Origin of the sequence: Georgenia sp. SUBG003 (assembly GCF_000715355.2) — a bacterium.
Lineage (GTDB): Bacteria > Actinomycetota > Actinomycetes > Actinomycetales > Actinomycetaceae > Georgenia.
The window spans coordinates 1,766,220-1,790,762 of sequence record NZ_CP180204.1 but is presented as its reverse complement, the minus strand read 5'-3'; the positions used below and the strand labels follow the sequence as shown (position 1 = coordinate 1,790,762).

Annotated in this window: 25 protein-coding genes and 4 pseudogenes; 10 read left to right on the top strand and 19 right to left on the bottom strand. The window is 73.3% G+C overall.

Annotation, left to right across the window (positions count from 1 at the left end):
- Positions 1-42: 42 nt before the first annotated feature.
- From DA06_RS08815 to DA06_RS08805, 3 genes and pseudogenes are all read left to right on the top strand, one after another.
- Positions 43-552 carry a thiamine ABC transporter substrate-binding protein gene (locus tag DA06_RS08815; protein WP_418607942.1) on the top strand — a complete coding sequence of 170 codons (510 nt, stop codon included), beginning with the start codon at positions 43-45 and terminating at the stop codon, positions 550-552.
- Positions 552-2,232: pseudogene (locus DA06_RS08810) on the top strand (ABC transporter permease). The gene DA06_RS08815 and the pseudogene DA06_RS08810 overlap by 1 nt, the downstream one beginning before the upstream one ends.
- A complete protein-coding gene (locus DA06_RS08805) occupies positions 2,226-3,371 on the top strand; it encodes an ABC transporter ATP-binding protein (RefSeq protein WP_043499201.1) in 1,146 nt (381 codons plus the stop codon). Before DA06_RS08810 ends, DA06_RS08805 begins: the two are co-directional and overlap by 7 nt.
- Here DA06_RS08805 and DA06_RS08800 read toward each other — a convergent pair.
- The 4 genes from DA06_RS08800 to DA06_RS08785 are packed head-to-tail and all read right to left on the bottom strand — an operon-like array spanning position 3,353 to position 6,143.
- Positions 3,353-3,805: a hypothetical protein gene (locus DA06_RS08800; protein ID WP_418607446.1), complete on the bottom strand. Its 453-nt coding sequence runs from the start codon at positions 3,803-3,805 to the stop codon at positions 3,353-3,355. The genes DA06_RS08805 and DA06_RS08800 overlap by 19 nt on opposite strands.
- Positions 3,802-5,307, bottom strand: coding sequence for a TIM barrel protein (locus tag DA06_RS08795; protein WP_418607445.1), 1,506 nt, complete (start codon positions 5,305-5,307; stop codon positions 3,802-3,804). Before DA06_RS08795 ends, DA06_RS08800 begins: the two co-directional genes overlap by 4 nt.
- Complete coding sequence (locus DA06_RS08790; protein ID WP_043499192.1) at positions 5,301-5,882, bottom strand: OsmC family protein; 582 nt, start codon at positions 5,880-5,882, stop codon at positions 5,301-5,303. The genes DA06_RS08795 and DA06_RS08790 overlap by 7 nt, the downstream gene beginning before the upstream one ends.
- 21 nt (positions 5,883-5,903) lie before the next feature.
- A complete protein-coding gene (locus DA06_RS08785; RefSeq protein ID WP_418607443.1) occupies positions 5,904-6,143 on the bottom strand; it encodes a hypothetical protein in 240 nt (79 codons plus the stop codon).
- A gap of 15 nt (positions 6,144-6,158) precedes the next feature.
- Between DA06_RS08785 and DA06_RS08780 the strand changes: the two genes are divergently transcribed.
- The 3 genes and pseudogenes from DA06_RS08780 to DA06_RS08770 all read left to right on the top strand — a co-directional run bounded on the left by DA06_RS08780 (position 6,159) and on the right by DA06_RS08770 (position 8,062).
- Positions 6,159-6,737, top strand: coding sequence for an iron chelate uptake ABC transporter family permease subunit (locus tag DA06_RS08780; RefSeq protein ID WP_418607438.1), 579 nt, complete (start codon positions 6,159-6,161; stop codon positions 6,735-6,737).
- Positions 6,626-7,237, top strand: coding sequence for an iron chelate uptake ABC transporter family permease subunit (locus DA06_RS08775; RefSeq protein WP_418607437.1), 612 nt, complete (start codon positions 6,626-6,628; stop codon positions 7,235-7,237). Before DA06_RS08780 ends, DA06_RS08775 begins: the two co-directional genes overlap by 112 nt.
- Positions 7,234-8,062: pseudogene (locus DA06_RS08770) on the top strand (ABC transporter ATP-binding protein). The gene DA06_RS08775 and the pseudogene DA06_RS08770 overlap by 4 nt, the downstream one beginning before the upstream one ends.
- 448 nt (positions 8,063-8,510) lie before the next feature.
- On the opposite strand, the gene DA06_RS08765 reads toward DA06_RS08770, so the two are convergent.
- From DA06_RS08765 to DA06_RS08745, 5 genes and pseudogenes are all read right to left on the bottom strand, one after another.
- The gene (locus DA06_RS08765) at positions 8,511-9,485 is read right to left on the bottom strand and encodes an RNA polymerase sigma-70 factor (RefSeq protein WP_418607435.1); all 975 of its coding nucleotides are present in this window, start codon (positions 9,483-9,485) and stop codon (positions 8,511-8,513) included.
- Positions 9,482-10,453 carry an NAD-dependent epimerase/dehydratase family protein gene (locus tag DA06_RS08760; RefSeq protein ID WP_052436545.1) on the bottom strand — a complete coding sequence of 324 codons (972 nt, stop codon included), beginning with the start codon at positions 10,451-10,453 and terminating at the stop codon, positions 9,482-9,484. The genes DA06_RS08765 and DA06_RS08760 overlap by 4 nt, the downstream gene beginning before the upstream one ends.
- 190 nt (positions 10,454-10,643) lie before the next feature.
- Positions 10,644-11,789: an RNA polymerase sigma factor gene (locus DA06_RS08755; protein ID WP_043499170.1), complete on the bottom strand. Its 1,146-nt coding sequence runs from the start codon at positions 11,787-11,789 to the stop codon at positions 10,644-10,646.
- Positions 11,790-11,797: 8 nt separating this feature from the next.
- Positions 11,798-12,206: pseudogene (locus DA06_RS08750) on the bottom strand (YciI family protein).
- A 618-nt stretch (positions 12,207-12,824) separates the two neighbouring features.
- Positions 12,825-13,217, bottom strand: a complete 393-nt coding sequence (locus tag DA06_RS08745) for a hypothetical protein (RefSeq protein WP_052436544.1) — start codon at positions 13,215-13,217, stop codon at positions 12,825-12,827.
- A gap of 182 nt (positions 13,218-13,399) precedes the next feature.
- Here DA06_RS08745 and DA06_RS08740 point away from each other — a divergent pair, with 182 nt between their 5' ends.
- Positions 13,400-13,972, top strand: a complete 573-nt coding sequence (locus tag DA06_RS08740) for a hypothetical protein (protein WP_418607433.1) — start codon at positions 13,400-13,402, stop codon at positions 13,970-13,972.
- Positions 13,973-14,067: 95 nt separating this feature from the next.
- Here the strand turns inward: DA06_RS08740 and DA06_RS08735 are convergent, their stop codons facing one another.
- The 4 genes and pseudogenes from DA06_RS08735 to DA06_RS08720 form a co-directional block, all read right to left on the bottom strand.
- Positions 14,068-14,937 carry an EamA family transporter gene (locus tag DA06_RS08735; RefSeq protein WP_418607941.1) on the bottom strand — a complete coding sequence of 290 codons (870 nt, stop codon included), beginning with the start codon at positions 14,935-14,937 and terminating at the stop codon, positions 14,068-14,070.
- Between the two features lie 200 nt (positions 14,938-15,137).
- Positions 15,138-17,523 (bottom strand): annotated as a pseudogene (locus tag DA06_RS08730) (ATP-binding cassette domain-containing protein).
- A 43-nt stretch (positions 17,524-17,566) separates the two neighbouring features.
- The gene (locus DA06_RS08725) at positions 17,567-17,977 is read right to left on the bottom strand and encodes a VOC family protein (RefSeq protein WP_043499178.1); all 411 of its coding nucleotides are present in this window, start codon (positions 17,975-17,977) and stop codon (positions 17,567-17,569) included.
- A 5-nt stretch (positions 17,978-17,982) separates the two neighbouring features.
- On the bottom strand, positions 17,983-18,432 hold the full coding sequence (locus DA06_RS08720) for a helix-turn-helix transcriptional regulator (RefSeq protein ID WP_043499167.1): 450 nt from the start codon (positions 18,430-18,432) through the stop codon (positions 17,983-17,985).
- A 168-nt stretch (positions 18,433-18,600) separates the two neighbouring features.
- On the opposite strand from DA06_RS08720, the gene DA06_RS08715 reads away from it, so the two are divergent.
- Positions 18,601-19,113 carry a DUF2975 domain-containing protein gene (locus DA06_RS08715; RefSeq protein WP_043499165.1) on the top strand — a complete coding sequence of 171 codons (513 nt, stop codon included), beginning with the start codon at positions 18,601-18,603 and terminating at the stop codon, positions 19,111-19,113.
- Positions 19,113-19,430, top strand: a complete 318-nt coding sequence (locus DA06_RS08710; RefSeq protein WP_418607431.1) for a helix-turn-helix domain-containing protein — start codon at positions 19,113-19,115, stop codon at positions 19,428-19,430. The genes DA06_RS08715 and DA06_RS08710 overlap by 1 nt, the downstream gene beginning before the upstream one ends.
- Position 19,431: 1 nt before the next feature.
- On the opposite strand, the gene DA06_RS08705 is transcribed toward DA06_RS08710, so the two are convergent.
- The 5 genes from DA06_RS08705 to DA06_RS08685 all read right to left on the bottom strand — a co-directional run bounded on the left by DA06_RS08705 (position 19,432) and on the right by DA06_RS08685 (position 22,839).
- Positions 19,432-20,004 carry an MOSC domain-containing protein gene (locus DA06_RS08705; protein WP_043499174.1) on the bottom strand — a complete coding sequence of 191 codons (573 nt, stop codon included), beginning with the start codon at positions 20,002-20,004 and terminating at the stop codon, positions 19,432-19,434.
- A gap of 201 nt (positions 20,005-20,205) precedes the next feature.
- Positions 20,206-20,889 (bottom strand): hypothetical protein, encoded by a 684-nt coding sequence (locus tag DA06_RS08700; RefSeq protein WP_418607429.1) that lies wholly within the window; start codon positions 20,887-20,889, stop codon positions 20,206-20,208.
- A gap of 79 nt (positions 20,890-20,968) precedes the next feature.
- On the bottom strand, positions 20,969-21,358 hold the full coding sequence (locus DA06_RS08695) for a VOC family protein (RefSeq protein WP_043499164.1): 390 nt from the start codon (positions 21,356-21,358) through the stop codon (positions 20,969-20,971).
- A gap of 54 nt (positions 21,359-21,412) precedes the next feature.
- Positions 21,413-22,204: an alpha/beta hydrolase gene (locus DA06_RS08690; RefSeq protein WP_043499162.1), complete on the bottom strand. Its 792-nt coding sequence runs from the start codon at positions 22,202-22,204 to the stop codon at positions 21,413-21,415.
- A gap of 26 nt (positions 22,205-22,230) precedes the next feature.
- Positions 22,231-22,839, bottom strand: a complete 609-nt coding sequence (locus tag DA06_RS08685) for a biotin transporter BioY (RefSeq protein WP_043499159.1) — start codon at positions 22,837-22,839, stop codon at positions 22,231-22,233.
- Between the two features lie 319 nt (positions 22,840-23,158).
- Between DA06_RS08685 and DA06_RS08680 the strand changes: the two genes are divergently transcribed.
- Positions 23,159-23,512, top strand: a complete 354-nt coding sequence (locus DA06_RS08680; RefSeq protein ID WP_043499158.1) for an RNA polymerase-binding protein RbpA — start codon at positions 23,159-23,161, stop codon at positions 23,510-23,512.
- Positions 23,513-23,734: 222 nt separating this feature from the next.
- On the opposite strand, the gene DA06_RS08675 is transcribed toward DA06_RS08680, so the two are convergent.
- The gene (locus DA06_RS08675) at positions 23,735-24,511 is read right to left on the bottom strand and encodes a DUF4011 domain-containing protein (RefSeq protein ID WP_043499140.1); all 777 of its coding nucleotides are present in this window, start codon (positions 24,509-24,511) and stop codon (positions 23,735-23,737) included.
- Positions 24,512-24,543: the final 32 nt, after the last annotated feature.

Genomic DNA, 24,543 nt, shown 5'->3' with positions numbered 1-24,543 from the left:
ACCTCCTCGTCGTGACCAACCCCGCGACCTCGTCCCCCCGGTCTGTCCTTCCTGCTCGCCACCGTCGGCGCCTTCGGCGAGGACGGGTGGCAGCAGTACTGGGAGGACCTCGAGGCCAACGGGGCCAAGGTGGTCGAGGGCTGGTCCGACGCGTACTACGTCGACTTCTCCGGCTCGGAGGGCGCCGGGCCGCGCCCGATCGTGCTGTCCTACGCGTCCTCGCCCGCGGCCGAGGTGCCGGAGAACGGCGAACCTCGCACCGGCGCCCTGCTCGACACCTGCTTCCGGCAGGTCGAGTACGCCGGGGTCCTCGCCGGCGCCGAGAACGAGGAGGGGGCGCGCGCGTTCGTCGACTTCCTCCTCTCCCCGGAGGTCCAGGCGGACATCCCCGGCCAGATGTACATGTACCCCGTCGACGACACCGCCCCGCTGCCCGACGCGTGGGCCGAGCACGCTCCCCTCGCCGAGCACCCGTTCGACGTCGACCCCGCGACGATCAGTGCGAACCGTGAGGACTGGATCGCCACCTGGTCGGAGATCGTGACCGGCTGATGGTCCGGCGGCTGGGATGGGCGCTGGCGGGGGCGGTGCCGCTGGTCTTCCTCGGCATCTTCTTCGCCTGGCCCGTCCTCGCCATCGTCGGCGGCGGCTTCTTCGCCGACGGCGCACTCGACCTCAGCGCCTTCGCGGACGTCTTCACCCGCTCGCGGACCTGGCGGATCGTCGGCCTCACCCTCGCCCAGGCCACCATCGGCACGGCCCTCGCGGTGCTGCTCGGCCTGCCCGGCGCGTACGTGCTCTACCGGTGCCGCTTCCGCGGGCGCGCGCTCGTGCGCGCGTTCGTCACGGTGCCGTTCGTGCTGCCGAGCGTCGTCGTCGGCGTCGCGTTCCGCGCGCTGCTCGCCGAGGGCGGTCCGCTCGGGTTCCTCGGCCTCGACGGCACGTTCGCCGCGATCGTCGCCGCCCTCGTGTTCTTCAACTACGCCCTCGTCGTGCGCATCGTCGGCGGGATGTGGCAGCGGCTGGACCCGCGTGCCGAGCAGGCCGCCCGCGCGCTGGGGGCCTCGCCCGCCCGTGCCTTCCGCACCGTGACCCTGCCCGCGCTCGGCCCGGCGATCGCCTCCGCGGCGTCGATGGTGTTCCTGTTCTGCGCCACCGCGTTCGGGGTGGTGCTCGTGCTCGGCGGGATCCGCTTCGGCACCGTCGAGACCGAGATCTGGATCCAGACCACCCAGTTCCTCGACCTGCGCGCCGCCGCGGTCCTCTCCGTGGTCCAGCTCGTGGTCGTCGCCGGCGCCCTGGCCCTGGCCGGGCGCAGCCGCCGCCGGCAGGAGCGGGCCCTGCGGCTGCGCACCGACGCCGACGCCGGGCACAGGCTGACCCTGCTCGCCCGGCGTGCCGGCCGGCTCCGGCCGGGTCCGGACGCGCTGCCCGCCGCGGCGACGGCCGCCGTCGTCGTCGGGCTTCTCGGCCTGCCGCTCGCCGGTCTGGTCATGCGGTCGTTCCGCACGCCCGACGGCGGGTGGGGCCTGGCCAACTACGCCAACCTGGGCACCACGGGCGGGAGCAACGCCCTGACCGTCACGGTGTGGCAGGCGGCGGAGAACTCGCTGCGGATCGCTCTGGACGCGACCGTCATCGCGGTCGTCGTCGGCACCCTGGTGGCACTGGTGGTCTCCCGCCGGCCGCGCCGCCGCGCCGGGCGGCGGGCCGTGAGCCTGCTCGACGCCCTGTTCATGCTGCCGCTCGGGGTGTCGGCCGTGACGGTCGGGTTCGGGTTCCTCATCACTCTCGACCGGCCGCCGCTGGACCTGCGCACGTCCCCGATCCTGGTGCCGATCGCGCAGGCGGTCGTGGCCGTGCCCATGGTGGTGCGCACGGTGCTGCCGGTGCTGCGCGCCATCGACCCGCGCCTGCGCGAGGCCGCCGCGACCCTGCGCGCCTCGCCCGGCCGGGGTGCTCGCCACCGTCGACGGGCCGTTCCTCGTGCGCGCGCTCGGGCTGGCGATCGGCTTCGCGTTCGCCGTCTCCCTCGGGGAGTTCGGGGCGACGTCGTTCCTCGCCCGGCCCGACCGGCCCACCCTTCCGGTGGTCATCTTCCGGCTCATCGGGCGGCCGGGTGCGGAGAACTACGGCATGGCGATGGCGGCGGCCGTGGTGCTGGCCGTCCTGACGGCGACCGTGATGGGCGTGGCCGAACGGCTGCGCACGAAGGAGGCGTCCGAGTGGTGAGCGTGAGCGAGGGGCTCGCCGTGCGCGACCTGGTCGTGCGGTACGAGGGCCCGGGCAAGGAGTCCACGACGGCGGTGGCCGGGGTCGACCTCCACGTCGCGGTCGGCGAGGTTCTCGCCCTGCTGGGTCCCTCGGGGTCCGGGAAGTCCTCCCTCCTGCGTGCCGTCGCCGGACTGGAGCCGGTGGCCGCGGGGTCGGTGAGCTGGGACGGCCGGGAGGTCACCGACGTGCCCGTGCACCGCCGCGGGTTCGGCCTGATGTTCCAGGACGGCCAGCTCTTCCCGCACCGGTCCGTGGCCGGCAACGTCGCGTACGGCCTCGCCATGGCCGGGGTCCCGCGTGCCGAGCGCACGCGGCGCGTGACGGACCTGCTCGAGCTCGTCGGCCTCGGCGGCTACGGGCCCCGCGCCGTCAGCACGCTCTCCGGCGGCCAGGCGCAACGGGTGGCGCTGGCCCGCTCCCTCGCCCCCGAGCCGCGGCTGCTCCTGCTCGACGAGCCGCTCTCGGCGCTGGACCGCGGCCTGCGCGAGCGCCTGACCGCCGAGCTCCACGACATCCTGCGCCGCACGGGCACCACCGCCCTGTACGTCACGCACGACCACGACGAGGCCTTCACCGTCGCCGACCGGGTGGCCGTCATGATCGACGGGCACCTGGCCCAGGTGGACGCGCCCGCCCGGCTGTGGCGCAGTCCGGCCGACCGCCGGGTGGCCGCGTTCCTGGGCTACGGTCCGTTCCTGCCCGCCGAGGTGCGCGGCGACGTCGCCGTGACGGCGCTGGGGGAGGTGCCCCTGCGTGCTGCGGACGCGTCGGCCGAGAGCGGCGACGTCGTCGTGGGACTTGGACCCGGCGCCCTGCACGTGGTGGTCGGCGAGGGGTGGGCCGGTGGTCACGACGCCGAGGTGCCGGCCGGTGCGAGCCGGTTCGTCCGGGGGCGCACGGAGGTCGACGTCGTGCTGCCCGACGGCACCGCGGCGACCGCCGTCGCGCCCGGCGCCGTGGACCTGGCCCCGCAAATCCAGGTCCGGCTCGACCCGGACGCGGCAGTCGTCGTCCCGGCGAGGCAGTCCGCCGGCGGGCGAGCGCCGGCCGGTCCCCGCTCCGGGGCCGGAGCCGCCGGTCAGCCCGCCTGGGCGTAGTTCTCCACCACGGCGACGTCGAGGGCGAACTCGACGGGGAAGTCCCCGAAGAGCAGGCGGCCCGCCCGGGCGGCGGAGTCCCGCACGGCGGCGGCGACGTCGTCGGCGAGCTCGGCCGGGGTGTGGACGATGACCTCGTCGTGGAGGAAGAAGACGAGGTGCGGCCCGGTCGCCGTCCCGTCCGGCGCGCAGGTCCGGCCGCGAGCGGCGCCCGTCGCCCGCAGCCGCAGCCGGAGCTCCGCCATCCAGCACAGCGCCCACTCCGCGGCGGTGCCCTGCACGACGAAGTTGCGGGTGAAGCGGCCCCAGTCACGCGCGAGCTGCCGGGCGCGGCGGGTCTCCTCGCCGGTGGCGTCGGCGTCCGCCGCGCGGCGGCGGGCCTCCCACCATGCCGCCGGCGGCGGCGGTGAGCTGCGACCGAGCCACGTGCTCACCACGCCGCCGCGCTCGCCGGTGCGGGCGGCCTCCTCGCGGCGTGGGAGTGCCGGGGCAGCTCGACCCCGACGAGCCCGGTGTAGCCGGTCCGGGCGAGCAGGCCGAGCAGCGGCGGCAGGTCCACCTCGCCGGTGCCGAGCTCGAGGTGCTCGTGGACGCCGCGTCGCATGTCGTCGACCTGCACGTGGACGACGTCGGCGCGGTGGCGGCGCAGCACGCCGACCGGGTCGTCCTCGTTGCACGTGAGGTGGCCGAGGTCCAGCGTCATGCGCAGGCGCTCGGGGCGGCCGAGCCGGTCGAGGAGCTCGTCGACGCGTGCGGCCCGGTCGAGGAACATGCCCGGCTCCGGCTCGACCGCGAGCGTGATCCCGGCGCGTTCCGCCGTCGTCAGGACGGTCTCGACGCCGGCCAGGACGCGGTCCCAGCCGCTCTCCTCGCTTACGCCGTCGGGCAGGATCCCGGACCACAGGTGGACCACCCCGGCGCCGAGGTCGGCCGCGACCGCGACCGCGCGGTTCAGCAGGTCGACGCGGCGCTCCCGGCCGACGTCGGAGACGAGCGTCGGCTCGTGCTTGCGGAACGGGTCCAGGAGGTACCGGGCGCCCGTCTCGACGGCGACGGCGAGGCCGTGCCGCTCCAGCAGGCGGGCGACGTCCCGGGGTGCGGGCCGGCAGGTCCGGCGCGAAGGGTCGGGTCGCGCGGCCCCGGTCAGGCGACCGGCGAGGGCCACGCCGCGCGCCTGGAGGCTGGCGAGGTCGAGCTCGCGCGGCTGCGTCCGGCCGACCAGCTGCATCGACGGCTCGTGCGGCGGGTTCGCCGGGTCGGGCAGCGACGTCCGGGGCCGGTCCATGGCGCCGGCGCGGACCAGCCAGTCGATGACGTCGCGCCCGCGGTAGCGCCGCGGCACCCGGGTGTGCCGGCCGACGGCGAGGACCACCTCGCGCCCGGCGGCGTTCAGCTCGTCGGCGATCTGGACGCCGCTGGCGGAGGCGCCGACGACGAGGACGCCGCCGGCGGGGAGGTCCCCGGGGTTGCGGTACTCGTCCGACGCGACCTGGAGGACGTCGTCGCCCAGCCGGCCTGCGACGTCCGGCACGTGCGGCAGCGCGCTGTGCCCGGTGGCCACGACGACGTCGTCGGCCTGCCAGCACCCGGCCGTGGTGGCGACCCGGAAACGCCCGAGGTCCTGGCGGACGCTGAGCACCTCGCTGCGCTCGGCGACGGGAGCGGCGAAGGAGAGGGCGAAGTCCTCGAGATACCCGACCACCTCGTGGCGGCTCATGTAGCCGTGCGGGTCGGGCCCGGTCCACCGCCAGTGCGGCAGGCGGCTGAACCACCGCGGGGTCAGGAGCGTGAGGCTGTCCCAGCCGCGGGTGCGCCACCGGTGTGCGAGCGTGCCCTGCTCCAGCACCACGTGGTCGACGGCGAGCTCGGTGAGCAGGCGGCTGACGGCCAGCCCCGCCTGCCCGCCGCCGATGACGACGACGGTGGTCGTCAGCACGACTTCTCCCTGACGTCCACGACGACGTCGGTGCCGTGGGTGAGCACGTCGTAGACCGCGGACCGCTCCTGCGAGCGCCGCACGACGGCCGCGAGCTGCTCCGCCGTGGCGTCGCCCTCGACCTCGAGGTGGACGCGGATCTGCCGGTAGCCGTTGCGGACCCCGGTGTCGATCCCGATCATCCCGAGGAGGCTGATGTCGCCCTCGACGGTCGAGGACACCCGGTGCAGGACGATGCCGCGGGCGGCGGCGACGTTGGCGATGCCGTGGGTCAGGCAGGCCGCGATCGCGTGGAGCAGGAACTCCAGGGGCGTGGGCCCGCGGTCCTGTCCCAGCAGCACGGCGGGGGTGTCGGCGTCGACGACGAACGGTCCGTCCCTGGTGAAGTCCTCCTGGCCCGCGCCGTAGAAGCCCTCGATCGTGGAGCGGTTGTGCGTGCCGTCGACCCACTCGTTGTGGGCGCGGAACTGGAACTCGGCGAGCTCCGGCTGCTCCCGGACGAGGTCGACGGTCGCGTACAGGACGGGGACGTCCACCCCGTTGAGGGCGGTGCGGTCCTGGCTGGTCGTCGTCACGTCGTACTCCTTCGTCGTCCTTCACATGACGACGACGAAGCTACGAACGCGACCTTCCCCGGACCTTCCCCGTGGCCGGCGCCGGCGGTGCGTGGCGGAGGACGGCGGAAGGGCGGCGGGCACCCGGGACGTCCAGGCGTGCGGCAGCAACGTCCAGGTGCGGGAGGTGACCGGGCCGTCGACCTCGCCGTCCGCGTTGACCCGGAAGGCCTTGCCGTCGACCGCCTCGACCGTGACCGTGCGGCCGCGGACGGCGCGCACGTCGCGGCGCCGCAGATGCCTGCCGTCGCGCAGCTGCAGCGGCGTCGGGACGGCCGCGGCCGTGCACCGCTGGGTCTCGTGCTCGCGGTGCTCGCCGTCGTCCTTGCCGGCCTCGCCGGCTGGGCGCTGACGCTCGGCCAGGCCGACATCTCGACGGTGCAGGTGTGGGCGTCCGCGTGGCACCACCTGTGCGCGGGCGTCCTGGGTCCGGGTGAGGGGTGGTGCCCGGCGAACCCGCTCACCGAGATCCAGAACGCCATCGTCTGGTCGGGGCGCGCCCCCAGGGTCGTCGCGGCCGCCGCCGTCGGCGCCGGCCTCGCCCTGTGCGGGGGCGTGATGCAGGCCCTCACCCGCAACCCGTTGGCGGACCCGTACCTGCTGGGGGTGTCGTCCGGAGCGTCCGTCGGGGCCGTTCTCGTGCTCGTGGTGGGTCTCTCGGCGGCACTGCCGGTGGCCGCGTTCCTCGGCGCCGTGGGCGCCTGGTGCTCACGCTGGCGCTCGCCACCGGCCGCGGCGGCGGGCTCTCTCCCGTCCGGACCGTGCTGGCCGGCGTGGCCGTGGCCCAGGCCGGCTCCGCCGTCGTCAGCTTCGTGATCTTCTGGTCCTCGACGGGCGACTCCTACCGCGAGATCCTGACGTGGCTCATGGGCTCGCTCGGCGGCGCGACGTGGCCGGAGGCGCTGACGGCGCTCGGGGCGACCGCCGTCGTCGGCACGTATCTGGCCGGTCAGGCGCGGACGCTGGACGCCTTCACGTTCGGTGACGTCTCCGCGGCCTCGCTCGGTGTCGCGGTCACGCGTACCCGCTGGGTGCTCCTCGGGACGACGGCGCTCCTGACAGGTCTGCTGGTGTCGGTCGCCGGTGCGATCGGGTTCGTCGGACTGGTGGTGCCCCACGCCGTGCGCCTGCTCGTGGGCGAGCGTCACCATCGGCTGCTGCCCGTGGCAGCGCTCGCCGGTGCGACCTTCCTGCTGCTGACGGACACGGCCTCCCGCAGTCTCTTCGAGCCGCGCGAGCTGCCGGTGGGAATCCTGACAGCGGTGGTCGGGGCACCTGTCTTCGCCGTTCTGCTGCGTCGGCGGGCCACCTCGTGAACGGCCTGGCGATCGCCGGCGTCCGGGTGACCGCCGACGGAACCACCATCCTCGACGGGGTGGACGCCCAGGTCCCTGCGCGCGCCGTGACCGCCGTCGTGGGACCGAACGGCGCCGGGAAGTCCACGCTGCTCCGCGCTCTCGTGGGGGGCGCTGCCTGCGGGTGGGGCCGTGATGCTCGACGGCACCGACCTCGGCCGGCTCACCAGGCGGGAGCGTGCGCGGCGGATCGCGCTCGTCGAGCAGGACTCCTCCGTGCCGGTGTCGCGGGAGGTGATGGACGTCGTCCTGCTGGGGCGCACACCGCACCGGCCGAGGTGGGCAGCGGACTCCGGCTCCGACCTGGAGATCGCGACGGCGGCGCTCGCACGCGCCGGGGCGTCCGAACTCTCCGACCGGGACTTCTCGACGCTGTCCGGCGGGGAGCGCCAGCGCGTGCACCTGGCGCGGGCCCTGGCGCAGCTGCCCGCGGTACTCCTCCTGGACGAGCCGACCAACCATCTCGACGTCGCAGCACAGCTCGACGTGCTGGCGCTGTCCCGGGACCTTGCGGGAGAGGGGGTGGCGGTGCTCGCGGCGCTGCACGACCTGAACCACGCCCTGCGGCACGCCGACCAGGTGATCGTCATGTCACGCGGCCGGGTGGTTGCTGCCGGTCCGCCGACGGAGGTGCTCACCGGTGAGCTGGTGAGCGAGGTGTACGGGGTCGCCGCCGAGCGGGTCCGTGCGGCCGGCCACGATCTCCTGGTGCTGGACCGAGCTGTGCCGCAGACGGGTCGGCGGGGTGAGCCGCAGGAGACCGGAACCGCCTCTGTCGTCGCGTAGCGCCGTACGGCGTCCGGAAGGACTCGTCCGACATGCCGCGTCCGACGACCGTGTCCGGTCCCTCGTGCAGCGCACGCTGTCCTTCTCGGTGGCCTCGCGTGAAGGTGAAGCAAACGGGGGCGTGGTCCCTCAGTCACGCGGGATGCTGCGACGCCGCAGGTGAATCGCCGCAGGTCACGAGCACGCAGGCGCCGATGTCAGTGGTCGAACATACGATCGATGCATGACGGAGGGCGGGGTTCGTGGTGGTGGCGGGTGGTGCTGCCCGCAGGACGGGTGGCGCGGGCCGTGCGCGCACCTGCGGGCGCTGGCCGGCCGCGCTCGCGCGGAGGAGCGGCTGGCGCGGGCCCGGGGAGCTCTCCGCGGTGGGGCTGACCGGGCTGGGGGTCCTCCTTCCGCTGACCGGGCGTCGCGTGGAGCCCGGCGGACCCCGTGCGCCGGCGCGTCCTCAGTCCGCCGACCGCCGGGCCCGCTGTGCCGCACGGTAGACCGCCCAGCCGTCCGCGACCGGGCCCAGGTGCCCGAGCTTGTCCGGGTTGAGCACGGCGCGGATCGCCGTGATCTGGCCGTCGAGCACGTCCAGCGTGATCGTGCTGACCACGTTGCCGTCCCGGTCGCGGAAGATCGCGCCCGGCTGCCCGTTGAGGTTGAGCGCCTCCACCACGCCACCGATCCGGGCGAACCAGGGCATCGTGGCGGCCAGCACGCGGGCGACGTTGCCGGCGCCGAGGACGCCGGCACCCCACTGCGGGGCCTTGCCGCCGCTGTCGCCCACCATCTGCACGTCCGCGGCGAGCAGCTCGCGCAGGCTCTCGACGTCGCCCTCGCGGAGGGCGTCGAAGAACCGTGCCGCCAGCTCCTCGCGGGCCTGGCGGTCGGCCTCGAACCGGGGCCGACCGGCGTCCATGTGACGCCGCGCGCGCACGGCGAGCTGACGGCACGCTGGCTCCGAGCGGCCCACGGCGGCGGCCACCTCGGGAAAGCTGAACGCGAACACCTCCCGGAGCACGAACACCGCGCGCTCCAGCGGGCTCAGGCGTTCGAGCAGCAGCAGCGCGGCCATCGACACCGAGTCGGCCAGCTCGGCCGACCGGGCGGGGTCCTGGTAAGGGTCGGTGACCAGCGGCTCGGGGAACCACTGCCCGACGTACCGCTCCCGCCGACTGCGCGCAGAGCGAAGGACGTCGATCGAGATCCGGGTGACCACCGCGGAGAGGAACGCCTTGGTCGACACCGGCGTCGTCGAGGACGACTCGTAGCGCAGCCAGGTCTCCTGCACCGCGTCCTCAGCCTCGCCGACACTGCCCAGGATGCGGTAGGCGATCGCGAAGAGGAGCGGTCGCAGCTGCTCGAACTCCTCGGCCCTCGCCACGCGCACCACCCCTCCCTGACCCGCTGGCGGCACGAGGGTAGCTCGGCTCACGAGGGCACCTCGTCACGCTGCCGGAACGCACTCGCCTGCGTCAGCTCCAGTCTGAAGCCTTCGCGCCAGGTGGGGTGGCGGAGCTGCCAGCCGAGCTCCCGCTTGGCCTTGGCGTTGGAGAAGGCGCGCCCCTCGGTCATCATCAGGACGGCCTGGTCGCCCGCCAGCAGCCGGGCGAGCCAGACGGGGACGCGGCGGGGGCGCTTCGCGCCCGCGCACGCGGCGAGGTGGGGCAACCACTCGCTGGCGGGCGCCGGTTCGTCGTCGACGACGTTGAACACGCCCGTCGCGTGCTGCTCCATCGCGAGGACGGTGGCGCTGGCGGCGTCGTCGAGGTGCACCCACGAGCTGTAGCCGGTCCCTCGTCCGACGAGCGGGAACTGGCGACGGCGTACCAGCTCGACCTGGTCGTCGATCGCCCCGGGGCCGTAGAGCGCGCCGTAGCGCGTCACCGCGCCGCCGGCGGCGAGGACGACCTCCTCGATGTGGGCCATCGCTGCCATCCCCGGTGCAGCGGCAGTTCCGGTCATCGGGTTGAGCGGCTCCTCCTCCGTCTGGACCCACCCGCCCTGGGGGTCTCCGTTCCAGCTCGCGTACCCCTGAGCCACGAACGTGGACGCGCCGGCGGCCTGCGCCGCGGCCAGCAGGTGGTCGGTGCCCTCGGTGCGCAGCCGGTTCGTCAGCGCGAACCACCTGTCGGGGTGCTTGATGTCCGGCTTCCCCGCGTGGGTCGGCGAGATGGCGGTCATCTGGTGGATGACCGCGTCAGGCCGGGCGGCAGCCACCGCCTGGCCGACCGACGCGGCGTCGAGGCCGTCCATGACGACACCCTCGGCGCCCATCCGGGCGACCTGGTCCAGCTTGCCCGGATCCGTCGTGGTCGCGGTCACCAGATGGCCGCGGGACACGAGCTGGGGGACCAGCCGCCTCCCGACCACACCTGTACCACCCGCTACGAACACCCGCATGGTCCTCACCTTCTCGTCGGTCGGTCGTGCTCTCTCGGACGAGACAGCGCCCGGAGGTGTGACACGGACGAGGGTCGGGACGGGCCTCCCGGATGTCGCCGAGGCGATCGGGGGGGGCGCGCCTAACCGGTCTGCGTCATGCGGCGCCCGTCGCGCTCCGGGCGGAGTCGGCCGGCTCGGGCGGAGTCGGTCAGCGGGGCCGTGCCGTGTTGAGCCGTGCGGCCTGCCGGGTGAGATGGTCGCGTTCCGCCAGGTTCGACGCCGACCGCGCCGCCTCGGCGTAGAGCCGCGCCGCCGTGGGGAGGTCGCCGTCCCGCTCATGCAGGTAGGCCGCGACGGCGGTGTAGCGTGGCAGCGACGGGGCGAGCGGTGCGAGTGCCGCCAGTCCGGCTCGCGGTCCGTCCGCCTCCCCGACGGCGACGGCGCGGTTGAGCCGCGCCACGGGACTGCCGGTGAGCCGCACCAGCTCGTCGTACCACTCGACGATCTGCACCCAGTCGGTCTCCTCGGCCGTCCGTGCGTCGGCGTGGAGCGCGGCGATGGCCGCCTGGGCCTGGTACTCGCCGAGACGGTCGTGGGCGAGCGCGCGCTGGAGGACGTCGACCCCCTCGGCGATCATGCTGGTGTCCCACAGGCTCCGGTCCTGCTCCGCGAGCGGCACGAGGGTCCCGTCAGGGCGGGTCCTGGCAGGGCGGCGCGCCTGGTGCAGCAACATGAGGGCGAGCAGGCCGGCCACCTCCTCGTGCTCGATCCGCGCGGAGAGCTGGCGGGCGAGCCGGATGGCCTCGGCGGCAAGGTCGACGTCGCCGGAGTAGCCCTCGTTGAAGACGAGGTAGAGCACGCGCAGCACGGTGGCGACGTCGCCCGGCTGGTCGAGGTGGACGCCGGACACCGTTCTCTTGGCACGGCTGATCCGCTGCGCCATGGTCGCCTCCGGGACCAGGTAGGCCCGCGCGATCTGGCGCGTGGTGAGGCCGGCCACCGCACGCAGCGTGAGGGCGACCGCGGACCCGGCCGTGAGCGACGGGTGGGCGCACAGGAAGTAGATCTCGAGGGTGTCGTCCACCGCGGCGCCCGGTCCGGGCGCCGGTTCGGCGTCGACGCGTACCTCGCGCCGTCGCCGCGCGGTGTCCGCGCGGGTGGCGTCGAGGAACTTGCGCCACGCGACGGTGACGAGCCAACCCTTGGGTTCGCTGGGCGGGTGGTCGGGCCAGGTGCGCAGGGCCTCGACCAGTGCCTCCTGGACGGCGTCCTCGGCGGCGGCGAAGTCAGCTCCGCGACGGACGAGGACGCCGATCGAGGCGGGGATGAGGCTCCGCAGCAGAGCCTCGTCCATGGGCGCGGTCACTCCGTCACGGTCGGGGCGGCGGTCAGGAACGGCCGCACCTCGAGCCACTCGTGGATCGGCTTGCCGCCGGCGCCCGGAGCGGCGGAGAGTTCCGCGGCGAGCTCGACGGCGCGCGCGTAGCTCTCGACGTCGATCACCATCCATCCGGCGATCAGATCCTTCGTCTCGGCGAACGGCCCGTCGCTGACCGGGGGCCGCCCCTCGCCGTCGTAGCGGACGAAAGCGCCGTCGGGGGGAGAGCGCCTGGGCGTCGACGTACTCGCCCGTCCGCACCAGCCGGGCGGCGAGGTCGTCCATGTACCGCATGTGGGCCGACACCTCCTCGGGCGTCCATCGGTCCATCGGCACGTCGTTGACGGCTGTCGGCGCGCCACGGTAGTGCTTGAGCAGCAGGTACCTGGTCATCGTTCTCGCTCCTCGGTGGTACGGCCCATTGTGTCCGTGCTCACCCCCAGGACGGGGCCGGGTCGCGATCCTCGACATCGCGCACGAGTGTGCTGCGCGTCAAAGACCTGCCACGAGTCTGATCCACTCCGGCGTCGTCCGGCCGTCACCGGCGTCCGCGTCCACTCGTCGCCCAGCCGCGCGCACCTCGGCGGCCGAGACCTCGACCACGTCGCCGTACGCCGCCCCGGCGATGCGCCGTGCGAGGGGGGAGCGCGGGGCCGGCGGGTTGCTCGACGCGCACCAGCCAGATCTCCATCGGCCGGCCGGACGTGACGAACCGCAGCACGGCGGTCGCAGGCCGCCGTGCGTCCATAGTCGTATCCGTTCTCACTGCGTCAACTCCTCGCCTCCGAGTCTGCTTCGGCCTGGGGCGCTGCGCCACCGGGTGGTCCGCTGTCGTCCGAAAAGGGGGCTGCTGCGGACAGCGCGTCGCGCAGACCGTGCGCGGGTCCCTGCGTTGGTGAGGCACTGACAGCCAGGGGCCGGGGAGCAGCCGTGGCGGAGCTCCGCGGCAGGACACGGCCCCGCTGGCGTTCGTCGTCCCTGCGGACTGTGCCGCGCGTGGCGGCCGACTGGCTACGCCGCTTGCGGAGCCGTGGACCTGCCGCGCACCGCGGCGACGATCGCGAGAACCAGCAGCACGAGCAGGAGGACGACGGCGACCACGGGGGCCAGCAGGACGACCAGCAGCGCGATCGCGACGACCGCGATCCGCCACGGGACGCTCAGGCCGTGCCAGGCACCCTTGACGGCACCCCAGAGCGGGTTCTTGCCCTCCACCGTGGCGGCGACGCCCTCGATCACGGCACCCTCGACCGGTGTCTCGGGTTCGTCCACCCGGCGGCGGAACCGCGTCGTGATGCCGCGCACCGCGGATGTGACCTTGCGGGCGGCCTTCCGCAGCCCGCGCCCGAGCCTGCGGAACAGACCCGTTCGGACCTCGGGCACGGCGGTGGACTGTGCAGTCATCGGCGACCTCCTGCGCTCCACGGTACGCCTGCACCGGTGTGGCGCCACAGCGAACCGCGGTCGGAGCACGGCGACTCGTGACGAGGCTGTGCCGAGACGCAGGGGAGAGCCGATGCGGCGGTGTAGCCCGAGCAGCGTCGAAACGGCATGTGCGTCTGCGGCGGACGTGGGAATCTCTGCCCGTGTCCTTCGATGTCTACTTTCAACGGTTCCGCGACGGTGAGGCGGAGCCCGGTGGCGGCGAGCAGATGCGCCAGGTGCTCGAGCCCTTCATCGTGCGTGAGGAGCCAGAACTCGACTTCGCCCGGCTCGAGTACGGCGACGGCTCCGCCGACGTCTATCTCGGAGGCGACGGCATGATGGCCAACCGCGTCGCGGGCGACCTCCCCTGGGAGCTGCTCGTTCAGGGCGCGCGGGCGTCGGGCTGGGTGATCATGCCCGTCGGTCGCCCTGTGTGCCTTACTGGAGGGACAGCGCGCGCACCTGCCGGTGGGCCTCGACCAGGGTGCGGTCCAGGTCCGGACGGGCGAGGAGCTGCTTCAGGTGATCCGCGCCTCCTGACGAGCCCGGCGGGCGACGTTGGTCTCGTCCGAACCGACGTACGGCTCGCGTGGCAGGTCCGCGTGAGCCACGCCGCCGACTCCGTCGCGAGTGCGCACGGTCTCACAATGTCGGCACGGGCCACCATGTCGACACGGCGCAGGCGACGTCGGACTGTGAGGGGAACGCCGGTCGGCGAGGGGAGCGGCACCTGACCGGGTCGTCATGCATCCGACGAGATACGCAGAGGATGAAATGACATAATGTGCATTATCGGATCGGGACTGCCGGAAGGCGCAACAGACGGGAGTCAGCGCCTCCGTGGCAGCACGAGGACCACCAGGGCGGCAGCGAGCAGACCCAGACCGGCGATGGTGCTGGCCCGGGCAGGCTCGTCCAGGAGGAGCAGGCCGAGCAGAGCGGCAGCACCGGGCTCGGCAAGCGCCAACGTGGCTGCCGTCGCGACGGGGACGCTTCTGAGGCCGAACCCGTAGAGCGTGTACGCCACCGCCGTCGTCACCACGGCCAGATGGACAGCGACAACGGCGCCCGCCGGCTCGAGCAGCCATCCCGGGCCCGTGGTCAGCAGCACGGGCAGAAGGAGCACGCCCGCGCCGCCGAACAGTCCGCCCATCACTCCCGTGGAGGACGCACCACGGGTGATGAGAGTGGCCGCGATCACCGCATAGGACGCGTACGCGGCCCCGGCGGCCAGCGCCAGGAGGACGCCCGTGGCGACGACGCCGGTGCTCGCCCCGCCCAGGACCAGGACGGTGCAGCCGAGGACGGCGGCCAGCGTGGCGAGCAGCCACCGTGACGAGAGCGGCGTGCCGTGGACGAGACGGGACAGGAGCCCCGCCAGGACCGGGCCCGTGCCGATCGCCACGACGGTGCCCACCGCCACGCCCGTGATGTCGACCGCCGCGAAGAAGCACAGCTGGTAGGCGGCGACGGCGACCGACCCGGCCGCCAGCAGCCGCCACCGGCCACCGCCGAGCAGTCCCGTCAGCTGGCCGCGCGCGGCCGCCCAGGCCACGAGCAGGGCGCCGCCGAGGACGATGCGGGCGGCCCCGACCGAGACGGGGCCGGCGTCAGCCGGGCTGTAGTGGCTGGCGGTGCCGGTGGTTCCCCACAGCACGGCGGCGGCGACGACTGCGGCGAGCCCGGCCCAGCGCGGCACGGTCGTGGTGCCGCTACCGGTGGTGAGCGCGGTCGGTCGTTCGCTGCGGGTGGGCACGCCGTAGATTCTCACGACCACCGGCCCGATCTGAAGCCACGGGGCCGCCCTCCACCGCGCACGCACCCGGCGCTGCCCAGGACAACGCCACGGGACGAACACCAGGAGGACGGATCCGGTCCACGGTGGAAGAACTGCCGCGGTCACCCCACGTAGGCGGCGAGGTGCTCCCCGGTGAGGGTGGACCGGGCCGCGACGAGGTCGGCGGGCGTGCCCTCGAAGACGACCCGCCCGCCGTCGTGCCCGGCGCCCGGCCCGAGGTCGACGATCCAGTCGGCGTGCGCCATGACCGCCTGGTGGTGCTCGATCACGATGACGGACTTGCCCGAGTCGACGAGCCGGTCGAGCAGACCGAGCAGCTGCTCGACGTCGGCGAGGTGCAGGCCGGTCGTCGGTTCGTCGAGGATGTAGATTCCGCCCTTCTCCCCCCATGTGCGTCGCCAGCTTCAGCCGCTGCCGTTCCCCGCCGGAGAGCGTCGTCAGCGGCTGGCCGATGGTGAGGTACCCGAGACCCACGTCCGCGAGCCGGTCGAGGATCTTGTGCGCGGCCGGCGTGCGGGCGTCACCGGCGCCGAAGAACTGCTCGGCCTCGCTGACCGGCATCGCGAGCACGTCGGCGATGTTCCTGCCGCCGAACGTGTACTCCAGCACGGCGGCCTGGAACCCCTTGCCCTCGCAGTCCTCGCACGTGGACTCGACCGTGGCCATCACCCCGAGGTCGGTGTAGACGACGCCGGCACCGTTGCAGGTGGGGCACGCTCCCTCCGAGTTGGCGCTGAACAGCGCCGGCTTGACGCCGTTGGCCTTCGCGAACGCCTTGCGCACCGGGTCGAGCAGCCCGGTGTAGGTGGCGGGGTTGCTGCGCCGGGAGCCGCGGATCGCACCCTGGTCGATCATCACCACGCCGTCGCGGCGGGCGACCGAGCCGTCGATCAGCGAGCTCTTGCCCGATCCCGCGACGCCCGTGATCACGCACAGGACGCCGAGCGGGATGTCGACGTCGACGTCCTTGAGGTTGTGGGCCTTCGCGCCGCGGATCTCCAGCGTGTCTCTCCGTGCCCGGACCTTCTCCTTCAGGTGCGCACGGTCGTCGAGGTGGCGGCCGGTCAGCGTCCCGCTGGCGCGCAGATCCTCCACGGTGCCCTCGAAGACCACCTCTCCCCCGGCGCCCCCGGCGCCCGGTCCGAGGTCGACGACGTGGTCGGCGATCGTGATCGTCTCCGGCTTGTGCTCCACCACGAGAACGGTGTTGCCCTTGTCGCGCAGCTGGAGCAGGAGCCGGTTCATCCGGGCGATGTCGTGCGGGTGCAGGCCGATCGAGGGCTCGTCGAAGACGTACGTGACGTCCGTCAGCGAGGATCCGAGGTGCCGGATCATCTTGGTGCGCTGCGCCTCTCCCCCGGACAGCGTCCCCGCCGGGCGTTCGAGGGACAGGTAGCCGAGGCCGATCTCGGTGAACGAGTCGAGCAGGTGACGCAGCCCCTTGAGCAGCGGCGCGACAGACGGCTCGTCGAGGTCCCGGACCCACTCGGCGAGGTCGCTGATCTGCATCGCGCACAGGTCGGCGATGTTCTTGCCCCTGATTCTCGACGAGCGCGCTTCCGGGCCGAGCCGCGTGCCGTCGCACTCCGGGCAGGTGCTGAACGTGATCGCGCGGTCCACGAAGGCGCGGACGTGCGGCTGCATCGCCTCACGGTCCTTGGAGAGCATGGACTTCTGGATCTTGGGGATCAGGCCCTCATGGGTGAGGTTGATGCCCTCGACCTTGATCTTGGTCGGCTCGGCGTAGAGCAGCGTGTGCAGCTCCTTCTTGGTGAACGCCGAGATCGGCTTGTCCATGGGGATGCCCGCACCGGCGAAGATACGGCCGTACCAGCCGTCCATGCTGTAGCCGGGGACGGTGAGCGCCCCCTCGCTGAGCGACCTCGAGGCGTCGTACAGGGCGGTGAGGTCGAAGTCGTTGACCGCGCCCATGCCCTCGCAGCGAGGGCACATCCCGCCGAGGCGGCTGAACGTCGCTTTCTCGGCCTTCGTCTTCTCGCCCCGCTCCACGGTGATCGCGCCGCTGGCCCGAACCGTCGGGATGTTGAAGGAGTACGCGTTGGGCGAGCCGATGTGCGGCTCGCCCAGCCGGCTGAACAGGATGCGCAGCAGGGCGTTGGCGTCGGTGGCCGTGCCGACGGTGGAGCGGGGGTTGGCCCCCATCCGCTCCTGGTCGACGATGATCGCCGTCGTCAGCCCGTCGAGCAGGTCGACGTCCGGGCGCGGCAGGTTGGGCATGAAGCCCTGGACGAACGCGCTGTAGGTCTCGTTGATCAGCCGCTGCGACTCGGCGGCGATCGTGTCGAAGACCAGCGAGCTCTTACCCGAGCCGGAGACGCCGGTGAAGACCGTCAGGCGACGCTTGGGGATGCCGACGGTGACGTCCTTGAGGTTGTTCTCCCGGGCACCCTCCACGCGGATGAGGTCGTGGCTGTCCGCGACGTGCGCCGTGGCCGCGTGGGTGTCCGAAGTGGTGGCGGTGCTCATGGTCTCGTCCTCTCGCGGCTGTGCGCCTGGTCCGTCGCCACGTTCAGCGCGTCTCCTGGATGCGGACCAGGTTGCCGGCGGGGTCCCGGAACGCACAGTCGCGCACGCCGTAGGGCTGGTCGGTGGGTTCCTGGACGACGTCGGCGCCGCTCGCCTGCAGCCGGTCGAACGTGTCGTCGAGGTCGGGAGTGGCCAGGTTGATGCCGCCGTAGGTGCCCTTGGCCATCATCTCGACGATCATCCGGCGCTCGTCGTCGGTGATGCCCGGGTCGACCGCGGGCGGGTGCAGGACGATCGCGGTGTCCGGCTGACCGACCGGCCCTACGGTGATCCACCGCATGCCTTCGTAACCGACGTCGAGACGAACCTCGAACCCGAGGGCGTCCCGGTAGAAGGCGAGGGCGGCATCGGGGTCGTTGTGCGGAAGGAAGCTCGAGCGAATCGTGACGTCCATGGCGCTCACGCTAGCTGCGGCTCCGCCGGCCGGGCTTCTCGATTTCTGATCGGTCTGGTGACCTGCCTGGCGACGCACGGCACCATCCCGGCCGTCGCCCCGGCGGACTCCCGGCGGTAGGTGCTCGGCGGGACGCCGACGAGCTCGGTGAAGCGGGTGCTGAACGTGCCGAGCGACGAGCAGCCGACGGCGAAGCAGACCTCCGTGACGCTGAGGTCGCCCTTGCGCATCAGCGCCATCGCCCGCTCGATGCGTCGCGTCATGAGATAGGAGTACGGAGACTCGCCGAAGGCCTGCCGGAACTGGCGGCTGAGGTGACCGGCGGACATGCTGACGCCCCTGGCCAGCGCCTCGACGTCGAGCGGCTGGGCGTACTCGCGGTCGATCCGGTCACGGACCCGGCGCAGCAGAGCAAGGTCGCGCAGGCGCTGCGCCTGTGCGGATCCGCCGGCCATGTGCGCGATCGTGCCACGGGACGCCGCTCTTGCCCAGCGCCGCCGCAGGACCACCTCTGCTCCCCCGGCCCGGCACAGTCCGGCCCGTCCGAGGTCACTGCCGCGAACACTTGCCGGGACTATCGCAAAACGATAGATTAATGCCGTTACTCGATCAGAGGAGTCCCCGTGGGAAACCTGGCCCTGCACGCGCTCCGCATCGTGCTCGTCGTCTGTCTCGCCGGCACCGTGTTCGTCCAGGTGGTGATGGTGCCCCTGCTCGCAGTCGACCTGCGGGCGGACGAGGGCGTCGTCCTCGGGGACCTGCGCCTCCCCGCCCTGGCCGTCGTCTTCCTGTGTCTGGTCCTCCTGAGTGTCGTGACGATCCAGGTGACCCTGATCTGCGTGTGGCGGCTGCTGACGATGGTCCGTCGCGGCACGGTCTTCTCCCATGCGGCCTTCCGCTACGTCGACATCGTGATCGGCGCGATCAGCGCAGCCTCGGTGCTGATCTTCGGGATCGCCGCCACCCTGGCTCCCGGCGAGCTTGCCCCGGGGATCGTGCTGCTGATCTGCGGCGCGGCGCTGCTGACCGCGGGCGTGGCGCTGATCGTGCTCGTGATGCGCATGCTGCTCGGCCAGGCGGTCGCCCGCGACGCCGAGGCGACGCACCTCCGTGCCGAGCTCGACGAGGTGATCTGATGCCGATCGTCGTCGACATCGACGTGATGCTCGCCCGCCGGAAGATGGCTGTGGGCACCCTCGCTGACCGGATCGGGATCACGCCCGCCAACCTCGCGGTGCTCAAGAACGGGCGCGCCAAGGCCGTCCGGTTCACGACGCTCGAGGCGCTGTGCGAGGTGCTGGACTGCCAGCCCGGCGATCTGCTGCGGTTCGAGGCTGGGACGGAGGTCGGCGACGCGGCGGCCGGCGGGCAGGTCCCGGAGACGGAGGCCGGCGACGCGCCCGGCCGCCACTCGTCGGCGGCGCGCGGCAGCGGGAAGCGTCCCGCCCGCTGACCTACGGGAGGCGGGAGGGACGCCGCCACACCGCGACCCCGGCGCGACCCGGATCGAGCGGAACCGGGCTGTGCAGCACGGCCGGGCCCCGGTGGAGCTGGCCGTCGGAGAGCACCCGGCACCGCACTCCCCCACGCCCCCGCATGGCGGCGTGCGCGCCGGGCGCCAGCACGCGGTCCATCCAGGCGCACGGGTTGGCGGGCCGGCCGACCCGGAGCCGCACGGCGTCGCCCCGCGACTCCAGGACGATCTCCTCACCCAGCAGGGGCGGCAGCTCGGCGCCGCGGAGCACCACGTTGCGACGGGCCAGGAGGGGGTCGAAGGCATCGGTGCCGAGCTCCGCGGCCATGGCTTCGAGCCCTTCGACCGCGAGCAGCGTGACGGCGGCGTCCATGTGGGCGGCCCTTCCGAAGAACCTGTCGCCGACGACGCCCTTGCCCGCGACCAGCTGCACGTCGTCCGCGTCGGTGGTCGGGACGACGGCGGCGCCGTCGCGTGCGCGTCCGAAGTAGGCGTGCTGCGGAGAGACGAGCAGGTGGAGGATCTCCACCTCGTACCGGTACGTCCCGCTCACCGTGCCGAGTCTTCCACGCTCACGCCTCCGCGTCCCTGCCGTCGGGTCGGGCCGGTCGCCCATCTGCAACCGGCTGAGCCCACCGGCGACGGCGACCGCGAGGACGGCGCTGATCCTCCAGGCTCGGGGCACGACGTCCACGCTAGGCGCGCACGCCCCGGGACGGGGCGACGTTCCGGGGCAGGCCGTGCCGGAAACCGGTCACCCGCCGGGACGCAGCAGGATCCAGGTGGCGCTCGCCCGCCCGAGCTCGCGCCCGTCCTCCCCGTACGCGGTGGTCGCCGTGAGGTACTTGCGGCCCTCGTGGCCGAGCAACCGCCCCATGACGACGACCTCCTCGCCGGCCGCGGGAGTCGCGGACACGGACGCCGTCATCCGCCCGAGGACCATGGGGCGCCCCTCGATCGGAGCCGCCCACCCGCCGGGGCAGTCGAGCGCCGCCCAGACGATCTCGGTCCGTCCCGCGAGGTCCGCGGTGACCGACCACACGCAGGCGGTGCGACCGTCGTCGAGGCGGCCCGGCTGCAGGCGCATGCCGTCGCCCGGCTCGCGGGCGGTGCCGCAGACGAAGCAGTGCGGGAACGGGTGCCGGTGACGACCCCCGTAACGTGCCGCGGTCGTCCGGGCACGGGCCACCGGCACCGGTTCGACGACGGGCAGACTGTCCCCGGCCTTCCGGGCCTCGGCGATGACGGCGTCGCCCGAGGTGAGCCGAACGCCGTCGCCGGAGGGGGCGAGCGTCAGCGGCTGCTCGAGCGGGGGCGGGACCCGCAGCGTCACGGTCACGGGACCGGGGCCGAGCGCGGCCGCGACCCGGCCGGAGACGTAGCCGCCGTTGCCCGACTCGTCGGGGCCGCGGAAGCGAGGGGCAACCGTGATCGTCACGCCGAGCACCGTATCGCCCCGCCGGCGGACGCGTCGGTGCGCACGGGGACGGTCCGGGCCCGGCCCGCCGACCGCCCGGTCAGCCCCGGCCGGCGGGCTGGATGACGTCCCAGCGGTTGCCGTACAGGTCCTCGACGATGACGACGCGGCCGTGCGGCTCCTCGCGGACGTCCTCCGTGGGCACGGCGCCGTGGGCGACGGCGGACGCCAGCGTGGCGTCGAGGTCGTCCACGTGGAGGAAGAAGCCGACGCTGTCGCCGTTCTGGCGTCCGACGAGGTCGGCCTGCGCCGGTTTCGCGACCGCGAGGCGCAGCCCGGCTCCGCCGTCGGGAGAGCCGACGACGACCCAGCGCTTTCCTCCGCCCTGCGGGCTGTCCTCGAGCAGGTCGAGTCCGAAGGCCCTGGTGTAGAAGGCGATCGCCTCGTCGTAGTCGCGGACGAGAACGTTCACCAGCGCGACGCGTGCCATGTCACTCCTTGGATGGATGCGGCGGAAGCCCGGTGGACGGGCGCGGGCGGCGAGTCAGGAGCCCGCGGGTGCGGTGGCTCGGTCGGCAAGGGGCAGCCAGCCGAGCACGTCCTGGATGGTGGCGTCCCAGAACGCCCAGTCGTGCGCGCCGGGCCGCAGGACGCTCGTCAGCTCTGCCCCGACCCGGTGCGCCGCCGCGACGAAACGCTCCTGGTGCGCGACCAGCGGATCCTCCGTGCCGCACACGGCGTAGAGACTCGGCAGCCGCGACACGTCGGCGCGTCCCAGCAGCCGGAGCAGGTCGTGGCCGCTCCCGCGCACGGGAGCGTCGCCGAAGATCCGCTCGGTGAGCTTGCGCCGGTCCCCCTCCTCCTGGAGGGACGCGACGTCGAGCGCGCCGGAGAGGGACGCCGCGGCGGCGAACCGCTCCGGCCGGGTCAGCGCCCAGCGCATCGCGCCGTACCCGCCCATCGACAGCCCGGCGACGAAGGTGTCCTCGCGGCGCCGCGAGACGCGGAAGAACTGACCGACCACGTGGGGCAGCTCCTCCGTCAGGAACGTGCCGTACCGGTTCCCGTGCCTCTCGTCGACGTAGAAGCTGCGGTCCACCTGCGGCATCACGACGGCGAGGCCCCGGTCGGCGACGTACCGCTCGATCGAGGTACGCCGGGTCCAGACCGTCGCGTCGTCGCTCAGGCCGTGCAGCAGGTAGAGCACCGGCGGCGGACCGGCCGGGGCGGCCCCGGCCATGCCGATCTGCGTCGTCGTGGCCTGGGGCAGGATGACCGTCATCGACGTGCCGACCCCGAGCACGTCGGAGAAGAAGTCGCAGCGCAGCAGGGCCATGGGGCTCCTCGCGGGACGGCGGACGGTCAGCGGCGCGAGCCGGTGCGGCCGCGCTCGCCGATCAGCGCCCACGCGCCCGGCAGCACCAGGGCTGCCGCGACGGCCTTGACGACGTCGCCCACGACGAAGGGGGCGACACCGAGGGCCAGGGCCTCGGTCAGGCCCACGCCGAGGAAGGTCGCCAGCCAGAGCACGCCCGGGACGTAGACGAGCGCCGAGGCTCCGACCGCGGCGAGCACCGTGCGCCACGGCGACCGGTCCCCGCCCCGGCGGGCGAGGTGGCCGAGGAGGGCGGCCGCCGGCAGGTAGCCCAGGATGTAACCGAAGGACGCCATGGCCCAGCCGCTTGCGCCGTCGGCGAAGACGGGCGCGCCGACGAGGCCGAGCGCCATGTACAGCAGCACGCTCGTCGCGCCCCGTGCCGGCCCCAGCGACGCTCCCACGAGAAGAACGGCGAACGTGCCCAGCGTGACCGGCACCGGTGTGAACGGCAGCGGGACGGCGAGCTGTCCGATCCCCGCGATCAGACCGGCACCGGAGATCACCAGCACGGCGTCGCGCACGCGGGCGCCGGGCAGGACGTCGGCGAGGACGAGCGATCGCGGACTGGTGAGGGCGGGGACGGCGGCTGACATGCGTTCTCCTTCGCTGGCTGAGAGCTGATCCGTGCCCCAGCATGCCGCAAGCTCGGCCCGGCCACCGACCTCGTCCGGGGATCGACCGGGGTCGCACGAAACCACCGGGATCCAGGCCCGGCCGGCCACGTTCCGGCCCTCCGCGGCCCGACGCCGGAGTTAGACCCACGTCACAGAACTCGACGAGCAGAACTGGAACACCTGGAGGACCCTTGTCGTTGGACATGGTGGAACACAGCGGGTGGTGGGCCCGGGTCGGCCCCCACTATCCGGACGGCGCGCACCTGCCTCCGGACCACTCACGAGCGAGGGAGATGCCATGGCAGAACGCTCACTACGCGGCATGAAGATCGGCGCCAACAGCCTCGAGTCCGAGGACGGCGTCGAGCTGGCACCCCGGATGATGGCGGAGTTCACCTGCCCCGACGGCCACGTGTTCACGCTGCCGTTCTCGGTGGACGCGGAGCTGCCGCCGGTGTGGGAGTGCAAGGTCTGCGGCAAGGAGGCTCTCCTTCGCGACGCGGCCAAGCCCGAGCCCAAGAAGGCCGTCAAGCCGCCGCGCACGCACTGGGACATGCTGCTCGAGCGCCGCAGCGTCGAGGAGCTCGAGGTGCTCCTCGAGGAGCGGCTGGCGCTCCTGCGCAGCGGTGAGCTCCGCCGCCGCAGCGCCTGACGACAGCAACCCGCACGGCCCGCCCGGTCCACCAGGACCCGGCGGGCGTCGTGCGTGCGGGGTAGGTGCCGGAGCGCGGCTCCGGCCGCCGGCCAGGCCCCGCTCCGCCGACGGCCAGCGCGGCCCCGGCCGCGATGAACGCCAGCGTGCGTCGGCGCGGCCTGTGGCCGTCCGTCGGTGGCGGCGGGGGTGGAGGCGGCGGGGGTGGCGGGTACTCCGCGGTCATCGTCTGCGTCCTCGCGTGATGCTGAACCAGGCCGGGTTCTTGGTCGCCAGCGCCCGCACGAGTGGGTGCGCGGCGATGGCGGCCTGGTTGTCGATGAGGTCCCGGTACATCGCCTCCTTATGGAACGTGAATGTGGAGAGGACGACCGTTGGCTTGATCTCCCAGCCGCTCCGTCCCCCCACCGCCCCGGTGACCGCGCCGAACAGCCCGTCCAGCGACTCGTCCTCGAGGTCGTCGAACGTCGGGATGGTGACCCCGAACTCCTGCATCCGCAGCACGAGGGCCGGGTTGATGACGGCGTCTTCGTCGGCGCTGCGGAGGTGCGGAATGGATCGGGGGCCGTCGGACTCGAGCGTGACGGGCAGGAGGAGGACCGGGCTCTGCATCGGGGTGCCGTCCAGTTCCGCCCAGTGCAGCATGCCCACGGCGAGGTAGAGCACGTGCAGGCCGCGGTCGAGGTACTCGGTGTCCGCCTTCCGCATGAGGTTGCGCAGGACCGGCCCGAGTTCCTTGTGTGGGCGAGCCACCTCGAGGACGCGGCCGCTAACCTGCGTCGGCACCTCAGTGTCTTCGTCGCCTTCCTCTGGCGAGCCCCGGAAGGACCAGACGGTGTTGCCACGGACGCCGGAGTACACCGCGTCAGCCGCGGGCGCCTGGACGACGACGGCACCGGTCTTCGTCGGACGGAACTTGATCAACCGACTCATGCCGGTCAACTGCACGAGGCCGTCGCGCCACACCTTCAGGGCGGCGGTGATCTCGGCGTTGTCCATCCAGTGCCTCCAGTGCACATGCGACGCCGCAC

Excerpts from the sequence above, each read along its gene's own strand:
- DA06_RS08780 (WP_418607438.1), top strand. The coding sequence starts at position 6,159 with ATGCCTGCCGTCGCGCAGCTGCAGCGGCGTCGGGACGGCCGCGGCCGT.
- DA06_RS08760 (WP_052436545.1), bottom strand. The coding sequence starts at position 10,453 with ATGCGGGTGTTCGTAGCGGGTGGTACAGGTGTGGTCGGGAGGCGGCTG.
- DA06_RS08755 (WP_043499170.1), bottom strand. The coding sequence starts at position 11,789 with ATGGACGAGGCTCTGCTGCGGAGCCTCATCCCCGCCTCGATCGGCGTC.
- DA06_RS08745 (WP_052436544.1), bottom strand. The coding sequence starts at position 13,217 with ATGACTGCACAGTCCACCGCCGTGCCCGAGGTCCGAACGGGTCTGTTC.
- DA06_RS08725 (WP_043499178.1), bottom strand. The coding sequence starts at position 17,977 with ATGGACGTCACGATTCGCTCGAGCTTCCTTCCGCACAACGACCCCGAT.
- DA06_RS08720 (WP_043499167.1), bottom strand. The coding sequence starts at position 18,432 with ATGGCCGGCGGATCCGCACAGGCGCAGCGCCTGCGCGACCTTGCTCTG.
- DA06_RS08710 (WP_418607431.1), top strand. The coding sequence starts at position 19,113 with ATGCCGATCGTCGTCGACATCGACGTGATGCTCGCCCGCCGGAAGATG.
- DA06_RS08695 (WP_043499164.1), bottom strand. The coding sequence starts at position 21,358 with ATGGCACGCGTCGCGCTGGTGAACGTTCTCGTCCGCGACTACGACGAG.
- DA06_RS08690 (WP_043499162.1), bottom strand. The coding sequence starts at position 22,204 with ATGGCCCTGCTGCGCTGCGACTTCTTCTCCGACGTGCTCGGGGTCGGC.
- DA06_RS08685 (WP_043499159.1), bottom strand. The coding sequence starts at position 22,839 with ATGTCAGCCGCCGTCCCCGCCCTCACCAGTCCGCGATCGCTCGTCCTC.
- DA06_RS08680 (WP_043499158.1), top strand. The coding sequence starts at position 23,159 with ATGGCAGAACGCTCACTACGCGGCATGAAGATCGGCGCCAACAGCCTC.
- DA06_RS08675 (WP_043499140.1), bottom strand. The coding sequence starts at position 24,511 with ATGGACAACGCCGAGATCACCGCCGCCCTGAAGGTGTGGCGCGACGGC.